Source organism: Ferruginibacter sp., assembly GCF_031391665.1.
GTDB lineage: Bacteria > Bacteroidota > Bacteroidia > Chitinophagales > Chitinophagaceae > Ferruginibacter.
The window spans coordinates 1-18259 of the sequence record NZ_JANMUN010000094.1 but is presented as its reverse complement, the minus strand read 5'-3'; the positions used below and the strand labels follow the sequence as shown (position 1 = coordinate 18259).

Below are 18259 nucleotides of genomic sequence, written 5' to 3'. Positions count from 1 at the left end.
CCGATCCATTTTGCTTTCCAGTCTTGAATATTTAATAACCCTGTAGAGAAGAAAGCAGTTTCTTCCTCATTTGCGGCACCTTTATTGGTAATTACTTTTACCTTCCAAAAATATTTGGTTGCAGATTGTAATTTTTTTCCGCCATAACTAATGAGTAAAGATTTACTATCATTTATAATTCCCGAATTCCAAACATCGCCGTCGTTTATTTTTAATTTTTGTTCGCTGCTGCTAGCAATAATTTGATAAGAAATTTGCGTTACATTTCTTTGATTGCTTTCTAACTGCCAGCTGAATCTTGGTTGCGTAACATCAATACCTAAAGGATTGGTGAGCATTTCGCAACGCAGGTTTTTAATAGTTACCTGTGCAGTTGCAATTAATCCAGTAAATACAAATGCTATAATTAATTTAATTTTCATACTCAGTTATTAAAATCAAAATACAATACCATCTTTAATGCTCTTGCCGGATCTTTTTCGTAATCATAAAAAATATTCTTCATGCCCATTGGGCCGGTAGTTTCGTTGCGTTGCGTTTTGCTGCCGATAGCACTGATGCCCTGCATAAAAGATATATTCCCTGATGGAAATAGTGGTTCATAATTATGCCATTGATCGGTTTTGAATGCAGGTGTAAAAAGCCGGAAAAACAAATCTTCGGTTTCGGCATACACTGTAAATGAATTTTGTTTACCAATAAATTTACACCAGTACATATTACTGTGATAACCCTTAAACTCCGGATAAATCCATGGCGCTTCTCCCGTTTCAGTATTATTATATTCCTTATTCCAAACTCCAAATTTGTTTCCTTTCATCCTGTTTTTCCAAACACGGTAAGGACCATTGCCCATATATTCAACAGCTTTTATTTCGCTTTCAGGAAAAGAGAAATTAACACCTACTGTATTGGTAAAATAAGAAGCAGGGAAATAATGCACTTCCATTTTTATCAACCCTGATGGATAAATTGTCCATTGCAAAGTATTGTAACTATCTTTTTTATCAAAGGTTGATTCAATGATATAAGTATCATTTTCCCAATACTGTTTAATTCCCTTAAAATTGTTCTCGCCTTCATCTATTACTGGTCCGTTACTAAATGGCACCATTCCATTTTTATTTTTAATGGAAATAACTTTACCATTAATTTCATTAAAAACTAATGAAACATCTTTTACATTTACATAAATCAAAGTTGTATCTGCAACAGGCACAGTAATTTTTGAATTACTTTCTCTTTCAATAAAGCGCTCATTAATTTTCTCTCTGCTACTTATAGGAAAACTCCAGGTAAATAATTCTTTGTTGTACCTGTCTTTAGCTGTAACATAGAGTACATCATAAAAATTCCAGTCAGCAGGTAAATTCAATTGCAACACACCTTTAGCATTAGGAGTTAAATTTGGCGCAACAGCAGTCCCTGTTTTCTCCTTAGAATTATTTACATCTAACCGTTTCAACTTCCAGCTAAAACTACAGGTGTTGATATTGTTAAAATGATAACGGTTCTCTATATAAAATTTACCATCAAAAGCATCCGTAATTTCCTTTCGTTCAAAATACACCGGGCTCCAGATTTCTTTTATTGCATAAAAACTTCCTTCTTTTTCCATATGCGGCCCCAGTATACCATCAGCAGCTCTGTGCTTATCAGTATCTAAAGAATCATTTTTATCTTTTCTTACAACAGCATTATCAGCAAAGTCCCACAAAAAACCACCAGCGCTTAACGGGTTGTGCCACATCTTTTCCCAGTAATCTTCTAATCCTGCCCCATGGCCGCCATCAAATTGACCATGTAAAAATTCGGTAGGCATTATAATCTCTTTTCCCTTTTCGTAATTGCCAATGCCATAATTATACTCTCTGTAATGTTGTGTTTCAATACCATTAAATAATTGCCATGGATGAATTACAGGACGTTTTTGAATATCAAACTCATTAAATAATCTATCCAATTCTAAATTATGTCCGCCTTCGTTGCCATTGGCCCACATGATTATTGATGGATGATTTACATCATGGCTAATCATTTCCTGCAGCAACTTTGTTCCGGTCTTCGTATCATAATTTCCATGCCAGCCAGCCAACTCATCAATCACAAATAATCCTAACGAATCGCAGGCATCTAAGAAATGATCATCAGGTGGGTAATGGCTCATCCGCACGGCATTCATGTTCATATCTTTCAGCAGCAACACATCTTCAATACTAATTTGTTTGCTGGTGGTTCTTCCCGTTTCCGGACGAAAAGAATGACGGTTAACGCCTTTCATTTTTACTTTAATACCATTTACATAAATGCCATCACGTGGTTTTACTTCGACAGTCCTGAATCCAAATTTTTGCGAAGCAGTATGAATTATTTTTCCTTCTTTGTTATAAAATAAAAAGACAGCATTATATAAGGTGGGAGTTTCTGTATTCCATAATTTAACATTAGAAAATTTTCGTCGTGCTACAAAAATATTCGCTGCGTTATCATTAGGGCTATATGTTTTGATATTCCCTAATGGCATTCCATTATTATCAAAAACATTCACAGCTACATTAAAATGCTGATTCTTGTAATTCGTATTTATCACTGTGGTAAAACTTCCATTTGCTGCGGCATCAATTGCAACTGCATTAAAATGAATTTCAGGAAGCGCTTCCAAGTATACCGGCCTGAATATCCCACCAAAAATCCAAAAGTCTGCTTTACGTTCCGCTTCATTTACTGATGGGTTGGTGGAATGTTTTGCAACAGTTACTTCCAGTAAATTTTCGTTCCCGTACTTCAACAACTTTGTTATATCATATTTAAAAGCATAAAAAGCGCCCTGGTGAATTTCTCCTGCACTCACGCCATTAATTTTTACTTCAGCATCCGTCATCACACCTTCAAAAACAATATTTATTTTTTTATTTTTCCATGCTACAGGCGCTCTAAAATTATATTTATACAAACCTGTTTCTTTCCCTCTCACACTATCTTTTGCAAAACCATAATCGTATTTACCAAAACCCTGTAATTCCCAGCAACCGGGTACAGCAATTTTTTTCCATTGGTTGGCATTCATGCCGCCAGTACACATAAACTCCCATTGTTTGGTATCGTTGCTGCCGGTACCGGAGAGGTATATTTTTTCTGTTTGCTGAGCAAAAGCGTGAATAGTGAATAGTGAATAGTGAGTAAGTAAAACGATATGTATAATTTTTTTCAACATTTTTATTTTTTTGAGCCCGGCTTTTGTTTTTTATGTGATCATCGTTGCGTCGCACTCTTGTACTTTGAGTACTTTATTCAGCTTTTATCTAAGCGTAATGCAGAAAAATATTAATTACAATTTTCCTGTAAGCTTTTCCAATTTTTCCGAAACTGCAATTCTTTTTCCATTTACAAAAACACTCAACCCCTTGCCTTTTTTATATTTCACTCCGGTCTTATCCCAAATGATGGTAATAATTTTTCCATGATACAACACATTATCCAAACAAAACCAATCCCATTTGTTAGCAGGTAATAAAGGATTTACTACTATGCTATCGTCGGCCCTTGGCCGCAAACCAACCAGGCCGGTAATAATTAAATCATTAAAAGTAGAGTGATTGTAATAGCGGCTTCTTTCTTCATCGCCTTTTAACCAGTAACCGGTTTTTTCATCAAGGTATTCGCCAATATAAGGACAACCACGGTAATACTGCGATTCTACATAAGTATTTAACAACAAAAAATAATTGGAATCAGCTACATAATCCTGTTTATAATTGTTCAGCAGGTTTGCCATAGCAGTTAATGTTTGCGATGTTGCAAAAGGCCACACGGCACCATCCCATTCGCATTTGCAACAACCATGTGTTCTAAACAAAGGATGACTTCTATCTGCAGTTGTTATACCAAATGGCGCACAAAATATTTTAGTATCAGTTAAACTTTTCCAGGCAATATTATAATCTTTATCGGGCATATTAAAGTACCAGGGGATAAAACCAATTTCTTCTTTTACATTGGCTAAGGTATCGCCTTGTTCTTTTCGTACTTCAAAAAAATTATGATTCCTGTTCCAAAGTTTTAACTGCAAGGCATTCTTTATTGAATCAGCTTTAGCATAATATACTAGCCAATGATTATTATTTTCATCAAGTCTTCCTATTTTTCCTAATGCCATTGCATTACCATACATATATCCGTTAATACTCGGCCGTGGATTTTTTTCTTTTCTGCCTCCGCTGATGGTTTCTTCCATAGCATCTCTTACATCGTATTGCCAGTACAAACCGTTTGCTCCCATCTTTTCTTTTTCCCATTCTGCATAATCACCTTCTAAATCGGGCAACAGATCAACTACAAATTTTTTATCATTATTTACCAAGTAACGATTATAAATAGCATCCATATTCCAACTACTGTAAAAACGTAATTTTTTCAACGGCTTACCATCATTACCACGGTACCACACTTTTAAATTATCATCCATGTACTTTTTATCATGCAGCCAGCGGCTTTCGTAAATGTGATGGCCCAATGCGCTGGCAATAAGATTGTATTTATCAGCATAACTTCTCTGCACTAAAAACTCTGTAAACACAAAACCTTTTTCTGTTTTTTTTATATGCTTGCGTAATGTCCACCAGCGGTAATAAAATATTTCTTCAAAATTTTGTTGCGGACATTCAAACAGTGGAATATTTTTTTGCATCCAGTTCCATGCACTGTCGTTAGGTATGGCTTGCTTAATGTTCTCGTCCTCCATTTTGTTAAAGTAATCAACATAATGTTTGTAACTGCTGGCTTTTAACACAAGAGGATTAGCACTCTTCTGCGAAAAACAATTACAGTAAACTAAAATAATAATAAGCGATATTAATAGTCTTTTAAACACGTTATTTTAAAGAAGTAGTTTTTAAATAATGAATAAAATAAATGGCTTCCTTATCTTTTGCATTGGCATTAGGTAAATCATAATCCTGGTCGGTGGGTGTATCTGCATTGGGGAAACGTCTTGTGCCACCCGTTCTAAAAACAATTCTCTCTACGCTCTCCACCGGTGCAAAACAAATATTGTTGGAAGCTTTACCATTGATGGTAACCATGTAAAATCTTGTAGCGGTATTTAGTTCAATTTTTATGTTCAGCACTTCTCCGGCAGTATATTTTCCCAGAGATTTATTGCGATATCCCTGCTTGGTTAAAATATTCGCTGCTGAATCCAGCATTAATCGTAAGCATGGTGTTCCGCTTGCATTCACTATTTCAATTTCTAAATTGCCGGTATTATTTTGTTGTGGAGTAATAGTAAATTCTAATGTTAATTTTTTTGCCGCAGGAAAAACTCTTTCTGCTTTTGCATAATCAAACGGGTCGCTATCATGTAAAGCCAATACTTTTTTGCCAGTAATTTTTTCCATCGCTACCTTACTCCAAAGCGGACTAAAAATATTCCATTCTTTCAATTCTTCGCCATCTTTTTTTTCATCAAACACATCATCTACATCTGCTGTTACTTTATTTGTTACAGGTACTGGAATTTTGCTCACCCACATATCTTCTTTGTTCATGCTGTACGTAACCCACATATTTCCATTGGGTGGCGTACCATCCATTTCGGGTATGCCACGTACATATTGCGGACCATAACTTTTGTAAGCACCGCCATACCGCAGCGAACTGATCTCTCCATTTACCAGTAACAAATTTTTATATTGCAAGCCATCATCACTTAAGCTAACTGCCAATGGCCATCTAAACTCCGATGGATTATAAACAGCAGCGTATTTATTATCCGAAGTTTTTTGTCCCCATATTTTTGCATTGGCGTTTACAAAGCCCGGCGCTCTTAAAGGACCGTATCGCCATGTCTTACCTTCATCTTTACTAATGCTGGTTAATGCATATTTCCACAATCCAACAACATTACCATTGGGTAAATGATAATAATTAAATGCTTTAAAATCTTTTTTCAAATAGATTAACGGATCGTTACGGTCAGCTTCTTCCACCATTTGCTGCATCAATAACGGTGTTGCTAAAATCTCTTCGCAGGCTTTTATAAATGCTGCATCTTTTGATTTTTTATAAAACGGATAGCTGGTATTTTTTTCATTGAAGGCATGATTGTAGCGTAAAAAATGAATAGCTCCAAAACTGCCATCTTCTTTTATCTCCCTTATCACCCTTCCCACACCATTGCCATCATTGGGGTCATCTTTTTGCCCCAGCACAATTCCATAATATCCCAATGCAAAAAACCTTTTACTTTTTGATGTATAAAAACCAATACGCTGGTGCATTACAGCAAAATCATTTTTTGCAGAATCTTTTTTACCTTCTTTTACAGTGCCATCAATTAATCTATAAGGAGGAAAAATAACAACAGGATAGTTCCAGCTATAGCCATCTTTTGAAGTTTGTAATAACGTTTGTCCTTTGCCCTCATGCTCGCCAACCGGATTGCTTAAATATTCTAAGTAAAAAGTATTGTTCCAGTACGCCAGCATGGGTGCATGGTTGTACGTCCACCATGTTGCGCCGGTATCTGCCCGGTTGGCCCTCATGGTTTGTATGTTGTGTACGCCAATGGCAGGAGATAGCTGACCGTGGTGATAATCTACGTTAGATAAAGTGCTGCCTGTGTACCGAACTGTATCCTGTGCAACTAAGCCCCCATCCCCTGAAGGGGAGAAAAAACAGATACTTGATAATAAAATATATCTTACCGCTAACTTCATTTTTTTTATTCTAATTCAATAAATGCTTAACAATTTTTTTTCTTACCAGCACAATCGTTCCATGTTTATGATTCAATGGCACGTTTATTAAACTATCTGCCTTTATAAAAATTTTAAAATCTTTAGTGAAAGAGGCACCATATTTTTTATTCTGGTACACATCATAATAAATCAGATACCCATCTTTTACTTTTGCTACTGCCGGACCTTCGGTAAATTTTTCTGTAAAAGGTTTCGAAATATTTTTCCATGGTCCCATTGGATTATTTGCAAAGGCTACTTTAATATTTCTTTCGGGCCTTGTGTTATCTTTTAATACCAGCACATACTCTTTTGCAGCTCTCTTTACAATCACCGCATCTATCACACTAAACTTAGGGTCGAGAAATAATTTAGCGTCAGAAAATGTTTTAAAATCTTTGGTGGTTACATAATACATCCGGTGGTTATTATCTTCTGCTTCTTCGCCTTTTTCAAACTTAAAAGGAATGGTAGAGGCCCATATAATGATGAACTGCTTATTTTCATCATCATAAAATAATTCGGGTGCCCACACATTTACAACAGTGGTTTCTTTTTGCATTACCGGAATATATTGTTGTGCACTCCAGTTATTTAAATTTTTAGAAGATGCATAACCAAAACCATTACCGCCTTTCCATTCTGTTGTCCATACCAAATGAAAAGTACCATCCGGCCCCTGCAACATGGATGGGTCTCTCATAATTTTATCTTTACCAATTAATGGTTTTAAATAAATACTATCCATAGTTTTCCAATGGTAACCATCTTTGCTAAATAACATTCGTAAGCCTTCATTTGCAGGTTCGTGAAAAGAAGTGAACAGGTATGCTTTTTTGTTACAGGAAAAAATTCCTGCAACAAATAAAAACACAACAAAGTATATAAAGTATTTCTTACTCACTATTGATTCTTGAATGTTACTTTTTCAATAATTAATACCCAATCATTACCATTTTCGAGTTTACCGGGTGGTTTAAACAATTCTGTATCCCTAGTTCTTGAAATATGAGTATCCCGGATACTTCCATTCCTGGGATTAAACCATGAGGTTTTTATGAATTGAAATCCCATCCTGCCTGTATTTATTTCAAAACTCCTCCCATTATAAACATAAAACATGGCATAGCCTTTTCCCTTTGTACCAAGTACTCTTTCATATTTTTCTCCATTACCAATAATCATTGCTTGGTCGGGCACTCTGTCAAAATAAGATTTGTTCAACATTAATTTTTTTAAATACTGCATTTGCATTGCACCCGGCGCACTCAGTCCATCCTGCCATTTTATTTTTGGAAAAAATGAAATGCCGGAATCTCCCGGTGTATAAAACTGCATCACCGAATTATGTCCATAAGTAAAACCTGCAGCACCGGCAAACACACTCCAGTATGCATACCGGCGAATTTCATAATCCTGCCAATAAGGGTCGGTAGATTTATGCAAACCATACGGAATATCTTCATAACTCGGCTCGCCATCAAATGTTGGCTTTGTTGGTATTAAATTATAATCATCTTCAACGTACTTCCAGTTATCTTCTCCATAATGTAAAGTTTCATTGGCAGAAGTATCCTGTGCGTAACTTCTGTGGCCGCTTTGAAACATATTAAAGTCCATCCATTTTTCATTTTGAAACCAGGCAGAAGAAGAATTTCTTCCCCGTGGGTGAAAAGTAATTAAATGATTTTTATCAATAGCACGAAGTGTGCTGCCCAGTGCATTCCATTTATCCAATGCATCAGCACCTTTAATATCACCGCCATTTAACCAGATGATATTGGTTTTATTTTTATACCGGTTGGCTAAAAATGTTGCATAAGTTTTTGCCTGCTCTACCGAAACATATTTAATATTTCCGCCCCAAACCGGCACCAATGCCATATAAATATTACGCTTAGCCGCTTCTTTAATTACAAAATCTACATTATCCCAGTAGTTATATTTACCCGAAAGATTGGGCGTAGCTACGTTTTTATTAATCAATGCAGAATCGTCATAAGCATCGGTAACATCCAATTCGTGCAATAACATTACCTGTATTACATTAAAGCCTTTTTGTTTACGGTCATCTAAATATGCAATGGCTTCTTCCTTTTTGCATTTTTTTAAAAGCAACCAGCCTGTATCACCCAACCAAAAAAATGGCTTACCATCTTTAGTTGCAAAATACCTTTTGTTAGCAGCAATTTTTAAAGGCTGCATTTGTGCATTAGAAAAAAACGTTGCTATTAATAATACTATGGTAAAATATTTTTTCATTTTTTTGGGACAAGCAATTAATCTTTGTTCAACATCGTTGTGTCACTCACTTGTACGTCCGGTTCTTTATTGAGCTTTAATTGTGTTTTGTTTGTTATGTTTTGCTGTTCAGCACCTGTCGTCCCTACAGGGCGCAACAACTCGGCTTTTATTTTTTCTACCCACCTTAAGCTCCTACGGAGCTATTTTTATTTATATTCTTCTTTTCATTCCTTGCCATTTTTCTTATTAAGAGGCAGGGCTTATTCACTCAAATATTTTTCACTTCTGCCGCCGGGTGAGCCACTCTTTAGGGTGTGACCCATCCTACGCTTTAATCTTCTACATTTTCCCCTTTAGGGGATAGGGGTTTTAATTTTCTTCGTTTCAACATCATACACAATACTATTCTTACCATCACTCAATATGGATTCATTTTTATTTTGTGAAGTAAGCGGCTTCATAGTTGTTGCAGCTTTTAATAATGCCGCATTAATATCATTGGGCAATACCGGCAAACTTCCTCCCGCCATAAATACTGCCATTCCAAATTCGGGATAACTATCACCGCTATACATAACTGCTTTTGCTGGATATTTTTCCCGGTATTCTTTTACGGCACGATAAACCTGTTCAAAACTTGTTTTCTTTGGTTTTAATAAACGGGCATGCTGGCGTGGTGCTAAATTTTGCCCGCCCGGTGGCGCATACACTGTACCATCGGCCTGGTAATGCCAGTAACGAATATCGATTACATCAATAATTGCAGCATAGACTGGCAAATTTAAAATGGCATCCTGTACATCTTTGGTTACACTTAACCCAATGATGGGGTGTTTGCCCGTTTCTTTTTCCCAATCTTTAATTACATCTAACCAAAATTTTACAAAATGTATTGGGCCGGTAAACTCTTCGCCTATCAATTGTATCACACCGTTATTATCTTTGAAATTATTTAAACACTGGCGAATATATTTTTTATGAACCTCTCTTCTAACAGGATTGCTGATATCATAAAACTGCTCCGCATAAAATATTCTTTTATCTCCTGCATAATTAACCGGCTCCACAAAACCTGTGTTGTTAATATTATTGGCAGTACGCCATGGAAAATCGGCATAGTGTGCACCTGCTTCAATTATGTTGTGCTGAAAATAATTTTGATGCATCAACAATAAACCTTTTTCATCGGCCAGGTCTGCAAATTGTTTTAAGCGGCTCCAGTAAAATAAATTGTATTTAGTAAGATCGTATTTACTCAATCCATCCCATGCAATTTCTTTTCCGCTTCTTGCAAATGGCAATTCGTAAAACGGTGGCCACACTTCGCCGTCCATTCTTTTTACTCTTTGGTGATCATCCCTTCTTCTGTCGTACCACAAACCATAATTGTGTTCTATGGCAATAGTGTGGGTTACTTTCATTTCATATGTTACTTCATTCAAATCATCGGTTAAACCTTTTCCAGTTCTGCCGGGCACAAAACGGGTGATATGTGCTTTAGCGTTTTGCAAATCTTTTCCCTGTACACCACCACTCCACCATTGTACATTTTGTCTTTTTCCTGTAATCACTTCGCCATTTCTTACCAACCAACCATTTTCTATTTTCATTGCAGGGGCAGGCATTGCTGCCGGTAATTTTTTAATTCCTATGGCATCAATTGTTTTAATTCCAGCGGTACTTATTGTTATAGCATTTCTTTGCGATGCTTCAATAATCCATTCAATTAATTGCTTACGTGGTTTTGCAGCTTGCCTGGTTAATTCCATTGCAGTTTCTACCGAAGGGCTGCTGCTGGCTTCTGTTGGAATGTATAAAAGCTGCGCCATTTGATCTACGTTCTTATTAAGGCGTTGCGCCAATTGTGCATAATACAAACTTCTTGGTGTAATAGTATTATTCGATTCGCCCCAATAGCCATCACCACTAAATTGCGCCCAACTACCAAATGACCAGTTTTGTGCAGTGGGTGGTTTATAACAATCTATTCTTGCAGCGGTACAATTCCACAACACACTGTTTGCCGCTGCCCATCCGGCACCGTTAGCATCTTGCCCACGGTTGCCAAATCGCAAAGCATTACCATCAACATTAACCACATCAAACAACACACCGCTTGCCCAACTATCAATAGCGCCACTAAAACTGTAAGGCAAAACGCTTTCGCATTGTACAAAGGCATTAGGGCCGGGAGCACAATATCCGGTTGCAAAATCGTGGTAACCATTTTCGGCATAACAACGTTGAAATAAAGTTTGCTGCCCGCTGGTTAAAAATGTGTACCTCCGTTGTCCACCAATTTCAGATACAGGATGTTTTGAAATACAATCTTCTATCGTAATTCTTTTTGATGTTTCCAAAACACTTACTGCTGAGCCTGCAAAATTTTCAAAACTGATCTGCCGCACCCAGGCATCAGTCGCATTTTCTATATTGATCGCATTCCAGCGATGGTCTTCGTCTTTTAAATTATTTTTATCATAGACAGAATTGCAACGCAGGTTTTCAATACCGCAGTTTTCTATTCTCCCTTCCCAGCTATACCCATATATCATTCCGCCACCATACGCAGAATCTATTGCAGTAGTTAGTGGAGCATCAATAGTAATTGTATTGCCGTCAATTTTTGTAATAGTTCTATCGAAGAACAGATCCCTATTGCCGGGCTTCCAGCCCAATGCGGAGATACCTCCTCCGAAAATATCTGTTCCTAATATTGCTATCCAGTTTTTAGTAGAAGGACGGCGGATAAATATTTTTGTTGGAAGCTGTTTGTTTATGACTGAACTATCAACATGAAATTGTGCAGCGTTTACGGGCACATAAGAATCAATAATCTTATAACCATTAAATTCTTTTTCCAGTTTATTCTTTCCTACAATCTTTATCAATGCTAACCTTCCTGTACCTGCTCCAATGATGGTTGTACCGTTTGCATTCATTCCACTTCCACGTAACACTACTCCACTTGCTGTAATTCGTAATTGACCAAAAACTTCATACGTACCTTTCTGCAATAACACGGCACCACGAAAACCATTGGCATCAAGTGGTAATGAAGCCACATAATCCAATGCAGCTTGAATGCGGAATGTTGCATCGCCTTTGGCAACAGGCAACACAATTTTTATTTCAACATTAGGGATTGCTTGTTCTGAGGCTTTGTAACCGCAATAAGAAAAATCGGGAATGCGGTTGCCTAGAGTATCGGGGGTGTAAATTAATTTTCCTTTATCGATAAATAAAGGAGCAGGCTTTACAATTTTTTGCGCTTGTAAAACCTGCTGTAACCCAAAAACAACTGCTGCTATAAGAAAGAGTTGATGATATGCTTTTTTTGTATTCACTAATGAGCCGTATATTTTTATTCGCTTCAATAAAAGTTCAATAAAGTTATACTGTTGAAGAGTGCGACGCCACAACAGCTCAACAGTAATTCTAAAGCTGGTTATAAAAAATTATTTTTTAGCCGCTGTAAGCGGCTTTACATTTTTAATATCTACTACACTATTTAAATATACTTCAATATTGCTGTACCCGCTATTAGTAATTTTTGCTGCATCCGCTGCCTCATTGGGATTAAGTTTATTTTTTATTTCATATGCATCGGGCATACCATCATTATCACTGTCTTTGTAAGCAGTGCCTTTGTATTCGGGATAGCCGCCCATTTGCGATGGTTCTGTTATTATGCCAATTTTGTATGAATCTTTTGCCAGGCGGCGATGTTTGAATTGTGTTTCGGGCAACACCACATTTTCTGGATATTCTATTTTTCCTGTGGTTACCTGCTTTACAATTCGGGTATCTACTGCATCTCTTACAGGCAATGTAGCACCTGCATTGGCCAGTACATATTTTCTTGCTTCGCTTGCACTAAGTAAAGTTATTGGCGGCATGGGCAATGGCTTTGGCCATTTAATGTTGGCTGCATATTTTCCTGCACCATTTTCTTCTTCTACCTGTACTCCACCATTCCAGTTATCTTTTGTAATGGCCGGATAACCTTCCATTACATTTCCATTTACATAAGCCCTGCCATAATACCTTTCTTTTAATTTACTTCGGCCGCTTTCGGGTTTTAAAATTCTATGACCAACATTATTTTTTGGCGTGGCCGGGCCAGGCTGAAAATAATTATTGATGATATTATATTGTGCCCTGTAGTCGCCACCATCAATAGAGCGGTGTACCCAGTTGAACATTACATTATTGGCAAAGTTAAAAACGCCGTTCCATCCTATAGATGGATTGCGGCCTGCATTGTTGGCCCAAAGGTTACGGACAAACGCACAATTTTCGCCGCCTAATGTGCTGCCAAAAGAATGGTTCCAGGTATCTAATGCTTCTGCAAAAATGGAATTTTGAATAGTGATATTTACAGTAGGGAATTTATCTTCAATTTTACCGGTACTGTCGTTGTACATGTGGCGGTACATACTCATGTTTTCATCAAGGCCCCAACTTGCACTTACATGATCAATCATAATATTGCCAATGGGATTACCACCAATGGCATCGTCTCGTCTGCCCACCCATGTTTCGCCACGGCGGAAACGCATGTAGCGGATGATGACATCATGCGTATTTATCCAAACACTTTCGCCAGCCAAACAAACGCCATCGCCGGGTGCAGTTTGCCCCTGTATAGTGATGTAGGGTGCTCTTATAATTACCGGAGTTTTTATACGAATAATACCGGCTACATTAAAAACAATTATTCTTGCACCACCCTGTTCACATGCCCACCTGAAACTTCCTTCGCCATCATCATTTAAATTGGTTACCACAATTACTTTGCCGCCACGGCCACCAAAACTAAATTTACCACCGCCTTCTGCTCCGGGAAATGCAGGAATGTCTGCCTGCGGTAATTCATCAAAACGTGAAGCCCATGGAATGTAGGGTTTGCCTTCTTTTTCCTGTTGTAAAATAATGGGGTAAGCAATGGCCCATGCAGCATCTGAATGCCTCGTTGATGCTTTCATTAAAGAATCGGATACCTTTTGCACATCGGCAGGAATATCGGGATATTGCGCACTGGCTTTATTTACACTGCCTAAAATAATGGCGGCAAAAAATATTTTTTTAAAAGAATGTTTCATTATGATTGCTGTTTAAAAAATATTAGACGACGAAATATAAAATTATTGTTGTTTTTTATTTTTTATGATTAAAAAAAGAGAAAGTGAATTGCTTTCTCTTTTTTAAGTATTGTATCAATTATTTATTTTTCAATTTTTACATCAATATTGATAGATGAATTGGAGCCCTCATTATTAGTAAAACTAACTCCCATTACACCATATTTACCAGTAACAGTTTTAAAAACAAAATTTTGTCCTGTCAACAACAAATTAATATTAGCCTGCGTCCCTCTGTCTGTTTGCGAAAACCTTGTTACTGTACCAGAATTTAGCGCAGGTACACAAGCCGTACGTATAGCGCCAGCCGATGTTATACTTGCCACTGTAGTACTGGTGCTTTTTAAAAGGGTAGCATTTTTTGTCCAGGTACTAATATCATAATGTGCAAATGGTGTTATGGTATTAGGGAGCGTATAAATGGTATGTCCTTTAGGTTGTAAAGTACTGTTTACTGTAACCATAGTTGTATCATAGAAATAACCAAAATCAATTAAGTTTGATATTGATGCACCGTCAGAATAAGAGTATGAGTTTCCATTACTGGTTGCGAAATAACATTTATTTATTTTTGCTGCAGAATCAGGCACTTTTAAAAAACGGTACGACCAAAAAGTGTAATCAGCTTTCACAGTTACAGTTATTGCCTTATGGCCAATATAAACGCCGTTAGCAGTATGCGCTACAAAATGATAAATATAACTGCCATTAATACTATCAGCCCTTAAACGCTTAACCACCGAATAACTGTTTTTAGTAGCCGCAGTCATTGTATCTCTAACAACAAAAGCTGTTTGGTTTGCAGGGTTTTTTTGAATACTTACAAACCTCATATCAGTGCTGCTGGTAACTGTGTAGTCGAAAAATATGCTGTCTTTTGGATTAACTGTAATATTATCAGTTACAAAATTAGTACCCGAGTTTCGTAAAGTAATTGTTGCATTGCTTTCATCAACAGGCGAAGTCTTTTTTTCGCAAGCTGTTACTGCAAGCAGCACAACTGTTATTGGAATTATTATTTTTTTCATTTTAGCTTTTTTTTAAATCATAAATTATTGGTAAGGGTCAAAAGTGCCGCCAGACCATCCTATTGTTTGAGCAATACCGGGTGTTTGCGAAAACAAATTTGGTAACGGATATGCATAATAAGTGTTTGGGATGCTTATAACATTTGAGCCTTCCAATGTAGTAATTGCAGGAGCGTTAAACATAGCTGCATATACAGATGGGTTATTCAAATTAGCAGTGTCACGTGGTTTAAACCCCAGGGCATTGGCAACATCTAAATAAATTCGACCAACAACAATAGGATTAGGAAGATTTCCTGCGGTATAAGGTAATTTAGGTGTAACCTTATATGCCTGGCGTGCAGTAATTAAATGTAAATTACGGGTGCGGCGTAAATCGTGGTATCGCATACCACCTTCCATTGCAAACTCAACCTGGCGCTCATTTAAAATTAACGTACGCATAGCTGCCATATTGGTAGCCAGGCCTAAGCCATAATCATTAGCACCTGCTATAATACCAGCCCGCTGGCGTAACCTGCGTATCATATCTTTTGCTTCGGTTAAATTACCCGTTTCATTTGCACATTCGGCAAGGTTTGCAATAACTTCTGCAAAACGCATTTCAATCCAATCCATACCATTACCGCCTCCAAAATTTGAATTATAAGCTACTGTAGCTAATGTAACAGAAGGAATGGTTAAGCGTTTGCAATAAAAGCCCGTATTAATTTGAGCTTCGACTGCATTTTCGTTTACTACACCAGTGTAGGACCATTGGCGACGGCCAGTTTTTCCATTTAATGCCCAAACATCTCCATTAACAGCAATAGTAGCATTAAAACGTGGATCCCGGTTTAACCAAAACTGTGTTGCGTTATAACCCGAACCAGCAGCCGAAATTGGTGTGCCATCATTCATTGTATAGGCTTGTGCTAAATTCCAGGTAGGCTGATTTTGACCACCACCACCAGCAGACTCAGTAACCGGACGGGTTACGTTTTCAAGATTATGTCCCAAATCACGGCTGGTACTGTATTTTCTAACTAATAAAGCTTCCTTATGATCTTCGGTAATTAAAATATTTGCGTAGTTAGCTACTAAAGCATACCCATCAGCAACACAGGCATCATAAGCAACCTTGCATGCAGCATAAGCATCTGTCCACCGTACGGCATCGTTAGTAATATTAAATTGAGGGCTGGCCCATAATAATAAAGTTTTCCCTTTTACAGCCAGTGCCGCAGCCCTGGTAACTTTATTTATTTCGGCTGCAGCAGGCCAGCTTGCCGGTAAATATGCTGCGGCAGAATCTAAATCGCTGGCAATTGCTTTAATACATACACTGGTTTTACTACGGGGAACAGATAAATTTTCTTCATCTAATGTTTGTGCTTTTAAAACTAAAGGCACACCACCATATAAACGAACCATTCTAAAATAAGTAAAAGCCCTTAAAAAGAAGAATTGCCCTTTAAGTTGTTTTTTAACAGAATCTGGTATTGTAACGCTGGCATTTAAACCATCAATAGCAAGATTACAACGGCGAATATCACCGTACCTGTTTTGCGTTGCATTAGTGGCACTTGTGCCAATATCGGTTACTGAATTTTCTACTAACTGACCGTATAAGAAAGCAGTATTGGCATTATTAGACTCGTCGCTTGTAGTATGAATATTGGTATTAGTTAAAAGCGGCCATTGCGGCATAACTAATGAATAGGTTCGGTTTAAAAATAACCCAACTGCTCCTGCATCTTCAAATGCACCTACCACTTCCAATCCATTCGGATCTTCAATTTCGTAAAAATCTTTTTTACAAGATGAAAATGTAATTGCACTAATGCCAATTGCTATTAACGCTACATTTATGTGTTTTATATATTTCATGTTTCTTTTTATTAATGAATTATAAACTGATGTTTAAACCAAGCGAAATTGTTCTTAATGTTGGATATGATGCAAAATTGCTGGTATAAGGATCTTTGTATTTTAATGGGTTTGCAATGCTCCATAAGTTAGTACCCGAAACCATTATTTTACAATCTGGTATTTTATATTTAGCAGATATACGCTTAGGCATTGTATAGGATAGTACCATATTATTAATACGGCTTTGTGTACCATCTACAGCCCAAAAAGTGGAGTTCTCCCTTGCTAAAGGTGCATCAACTCTTGGATATTTACCATTTGGATTATCGAGGCTATAGGTATCGTTCCAGAATAGTGGTGCATTTTGTGTTGTAGTTGGTGCTTTTCTGGCTTCGCTGTCGTAAAAACGTTTTCCACCAATACTTAAATTCATATTGGTTTGTAATTTAAAATCTTTATAAGTTACACCAAATGTAATTCCGAAACCAATGATTGAAGTAGTACGGTCAAACATTGTTGTAATATCATTATCATCAATTTTACCATCGCCATTTACATCTTTAAAATCCATAAACCCAATTTGTGGTTTTACACCTCCAATGGTGTAGTTAGGATTTTTAGCTAAAATAGCGTCTACCTCAGCTTGTGAGCGAATAATGCCAGTAGTTATATAACCAAAGTTATTACCGTTGTATTTGCGGGGATCTTTACCAATTGGATTACTAATAGCATTATTGCCATACAAACCAAAAGCACTTGCATTATAATACTGCTGTAATATTTGGCTGTTGCTCCAGCCAAAGTTTACATCGGTGGTAAAACCCCAGTTTGTATTAAACCTGGTGCGATATCCTACCGAAAACTCTGCACCCCATGAAAGTTGTTGTCCGTAATTTTTTACTGCCGAAGGTAAACCGGTTGTTATTGGCAATAAACCTGCATCTAATTGATTAAAGCCATCATAAATATAACGCTGATAAAAATCGGCAGAAATATTTATTTTACTTCTGATGATGGCTGCATCAAAACCAATATTTAAAGTTCTTGCTTTTTCCCATGTTGCATCCGGGTTAGGATATAAATTTGGATCAAGTCCGTTTGTAAATACATTGTTGCTTCCAAATAAATAACCCTGTGTTTGAGAGAAACGGTTTACATAAGTTTTATTAGCAACCCTGTCCTCGCCTACTAAACCATAAGTAGCTCTTAATTTTAAGCTGTTGATAAAACTAATACTTTGCATAAATTTCTCATC

11 protein-coding genes are annotated in these 18259 nt (G+C 37.0%); all 11 read right to left on the bottom strand.

All coding sequences use genetic code 11. From position 1 onward, the window contains the following. Positions 1–422 (bottom strand): glycoside hydrolase family 78 protein (locus tag ACY651_RS07380; RefSeq protein ID WP_462251224.1); only part of this gene is annotated, 422 nt, incomplete at its 3' end. A 2-nt stretch (positions 423–424) separates the two neighbouring features. After that, on the bottom strand, positions 425–3214 hold the full coding sequence (locus tag ACY651_RS07375; RefSeq protein WP_462251222.1) for a glycoside hydrolase family 2 protein: 2790 nt from the start codon (positions 3212–3214) through the stop codon (positions 425–427). Positions 3215–3328: 114 nt separating this feature from the next. Further along, the gene (locus ACY651_RS07370; protein ID WP_462251220.1) at positions 3329–4741 is read right to left on the bottom strand and encodes an MGH1-like glycoside hydrolase domain-containing protein; all 1413 of its coding nucleotides are present in this window, start codon (positions 4739–4741) and stop codon (positions 3329–3331) included. Between the two features lie 130 nt (positions 4742–4871). Beyond that, on the bottom strand, positions 4872–6716 hold the full coding sequence (locus tag ACY651_RS07365; RefSeq protein ID WP_462251218.1) for a six-hairpin glycosidase: 1845 nt from the start codon (positions 6714–6716) through the stop codon (positions 4872–4874). A gap of 10 nt (positions 6717–6726) precedes the next feature. After that, complete coding sequence (locus tag ACY651_RS07360) at positions 6727–7641, bottom strand: glycoside hydrolase family 43 protein (protein WP_462251216.1); 915 nt, start codon at positions 7639–7641, stop codon at positions 6727–6729. After that, positions 7641–8999, bottom strand: a complete 1359-nt coding sequence (locus ACY651_RS07355) for a glycoside hydrolase family 140 protein (protein ID WP_462251214.1) — start codon at positions 8997–8999, stop codon at positions 7641–7643. Before ACY651_RS07355 ends, ACY651_RS07360 begins: the two co-directional genes overlap by 1 nt. Positions 9000–9334: 335 nt before the next feature. Beyond that, positions 9335–12328: a DUF6298 domain-containing protein gene (locus ACY651_RS07350; RefSeq protein WP_462251212.1), complete on the bottom strand. Its 2994-nt coding sequence runs from the start codon at positions 12326–12328 to the stop codon at positions 9335–9337. Positions 12329–12439: 111 nt separating this feature from the next. Continuing rightward, a complete protein-coding gene (locus ACY651_RS07345; protein WP_462251210.1) occupies positions 12440–14086 on the bottom strand; it encodes a pectate lyase family protein in 1647 nt (548 codons plus the stop codon). 122 nt (positions 14087–14208) lie between these two features. Continuing rightward, on the bottom strand, positions 14209–15153 hold the full coding sequence (locus ACY651_RS07340; protein ID WP_462251208.1) for a hypothetical protein: 945 nt from the start codon (positions 15151–15153) through the stop codon (positions 14209–14211). A 24-nt stretch (positions 15154–15177) separates the two neighbouring features. After that, positions 15178–17022 carry a RagB/SusD family nutrient uptake outer membrane protein gene (locus tag ACY651_RS07335; protein WP_462251206.1) on the bottom strand — a complete coding sequence of 615 codons (1845 nt, stop codon included), beginning with the start codon at positions 17020–17022 and terminating at the stop codon, positions 15178–15180. Between the two features lie 19 nt (positions 17023–17041). Next, positions 17042–18259 (bottom strand): SusC/RagA family TonB-linked outer membrane protein (locus ACY651_RS07330; protein ID WP_462251204.1); only part of this gene is annotated, 1218 nt, incomplete at its 5' end.

Coding starts and splice junctions, on each gene's coding strand:
- ACY651_RS07340 (WP_462251208.1), bottom strand. CDS start 15,153: ATGAAAAAAATAATAATTCCAATAACAGTTGTGCTGCTTGCAGTAACA.
- ACY651_RS07335 (WP_462251206.1), bottom strand. CDS start 17,022: ATGAAATATATAAAACACATAAATGTAGCGTTAATAGCAATTGGCATT.
- ACY651_RS07365 (WP_462251218.1), bottom strand. CDS start 6,716: ATGAAGTTAGCGGTAAGATATATTTTATTATCAAGTATCTGTTTTTTC.
- ACY651_RS07375 (WP_462251222.1), bottom strand. CDS start 3,214: ATGTTGAAAAAAATTATACATATCGTTTTACTTACTCACTATTCACTA.
- ACY651_RS07370 (WP_462251220.1), bottom strand. CDS start 4,741: ATGGAGGACGAGAACATTAAGCAAGCCATACCTAACGACAGTGCATGG.
- ACY651_RS07355 (WP_462251214.1), bottom strand. CDS start 8,999: ATGAAAAAATATTTTACCATAGTATTATTAATAGCAACGTTTTTTTCT.
- ACY651_RS07345 (WP_462251210.1), bottom strand. CDS start 14,086: ATGAAACATTCTTTTAAAAAAATATTTTTTGCCGCCATTATTTTAGGC.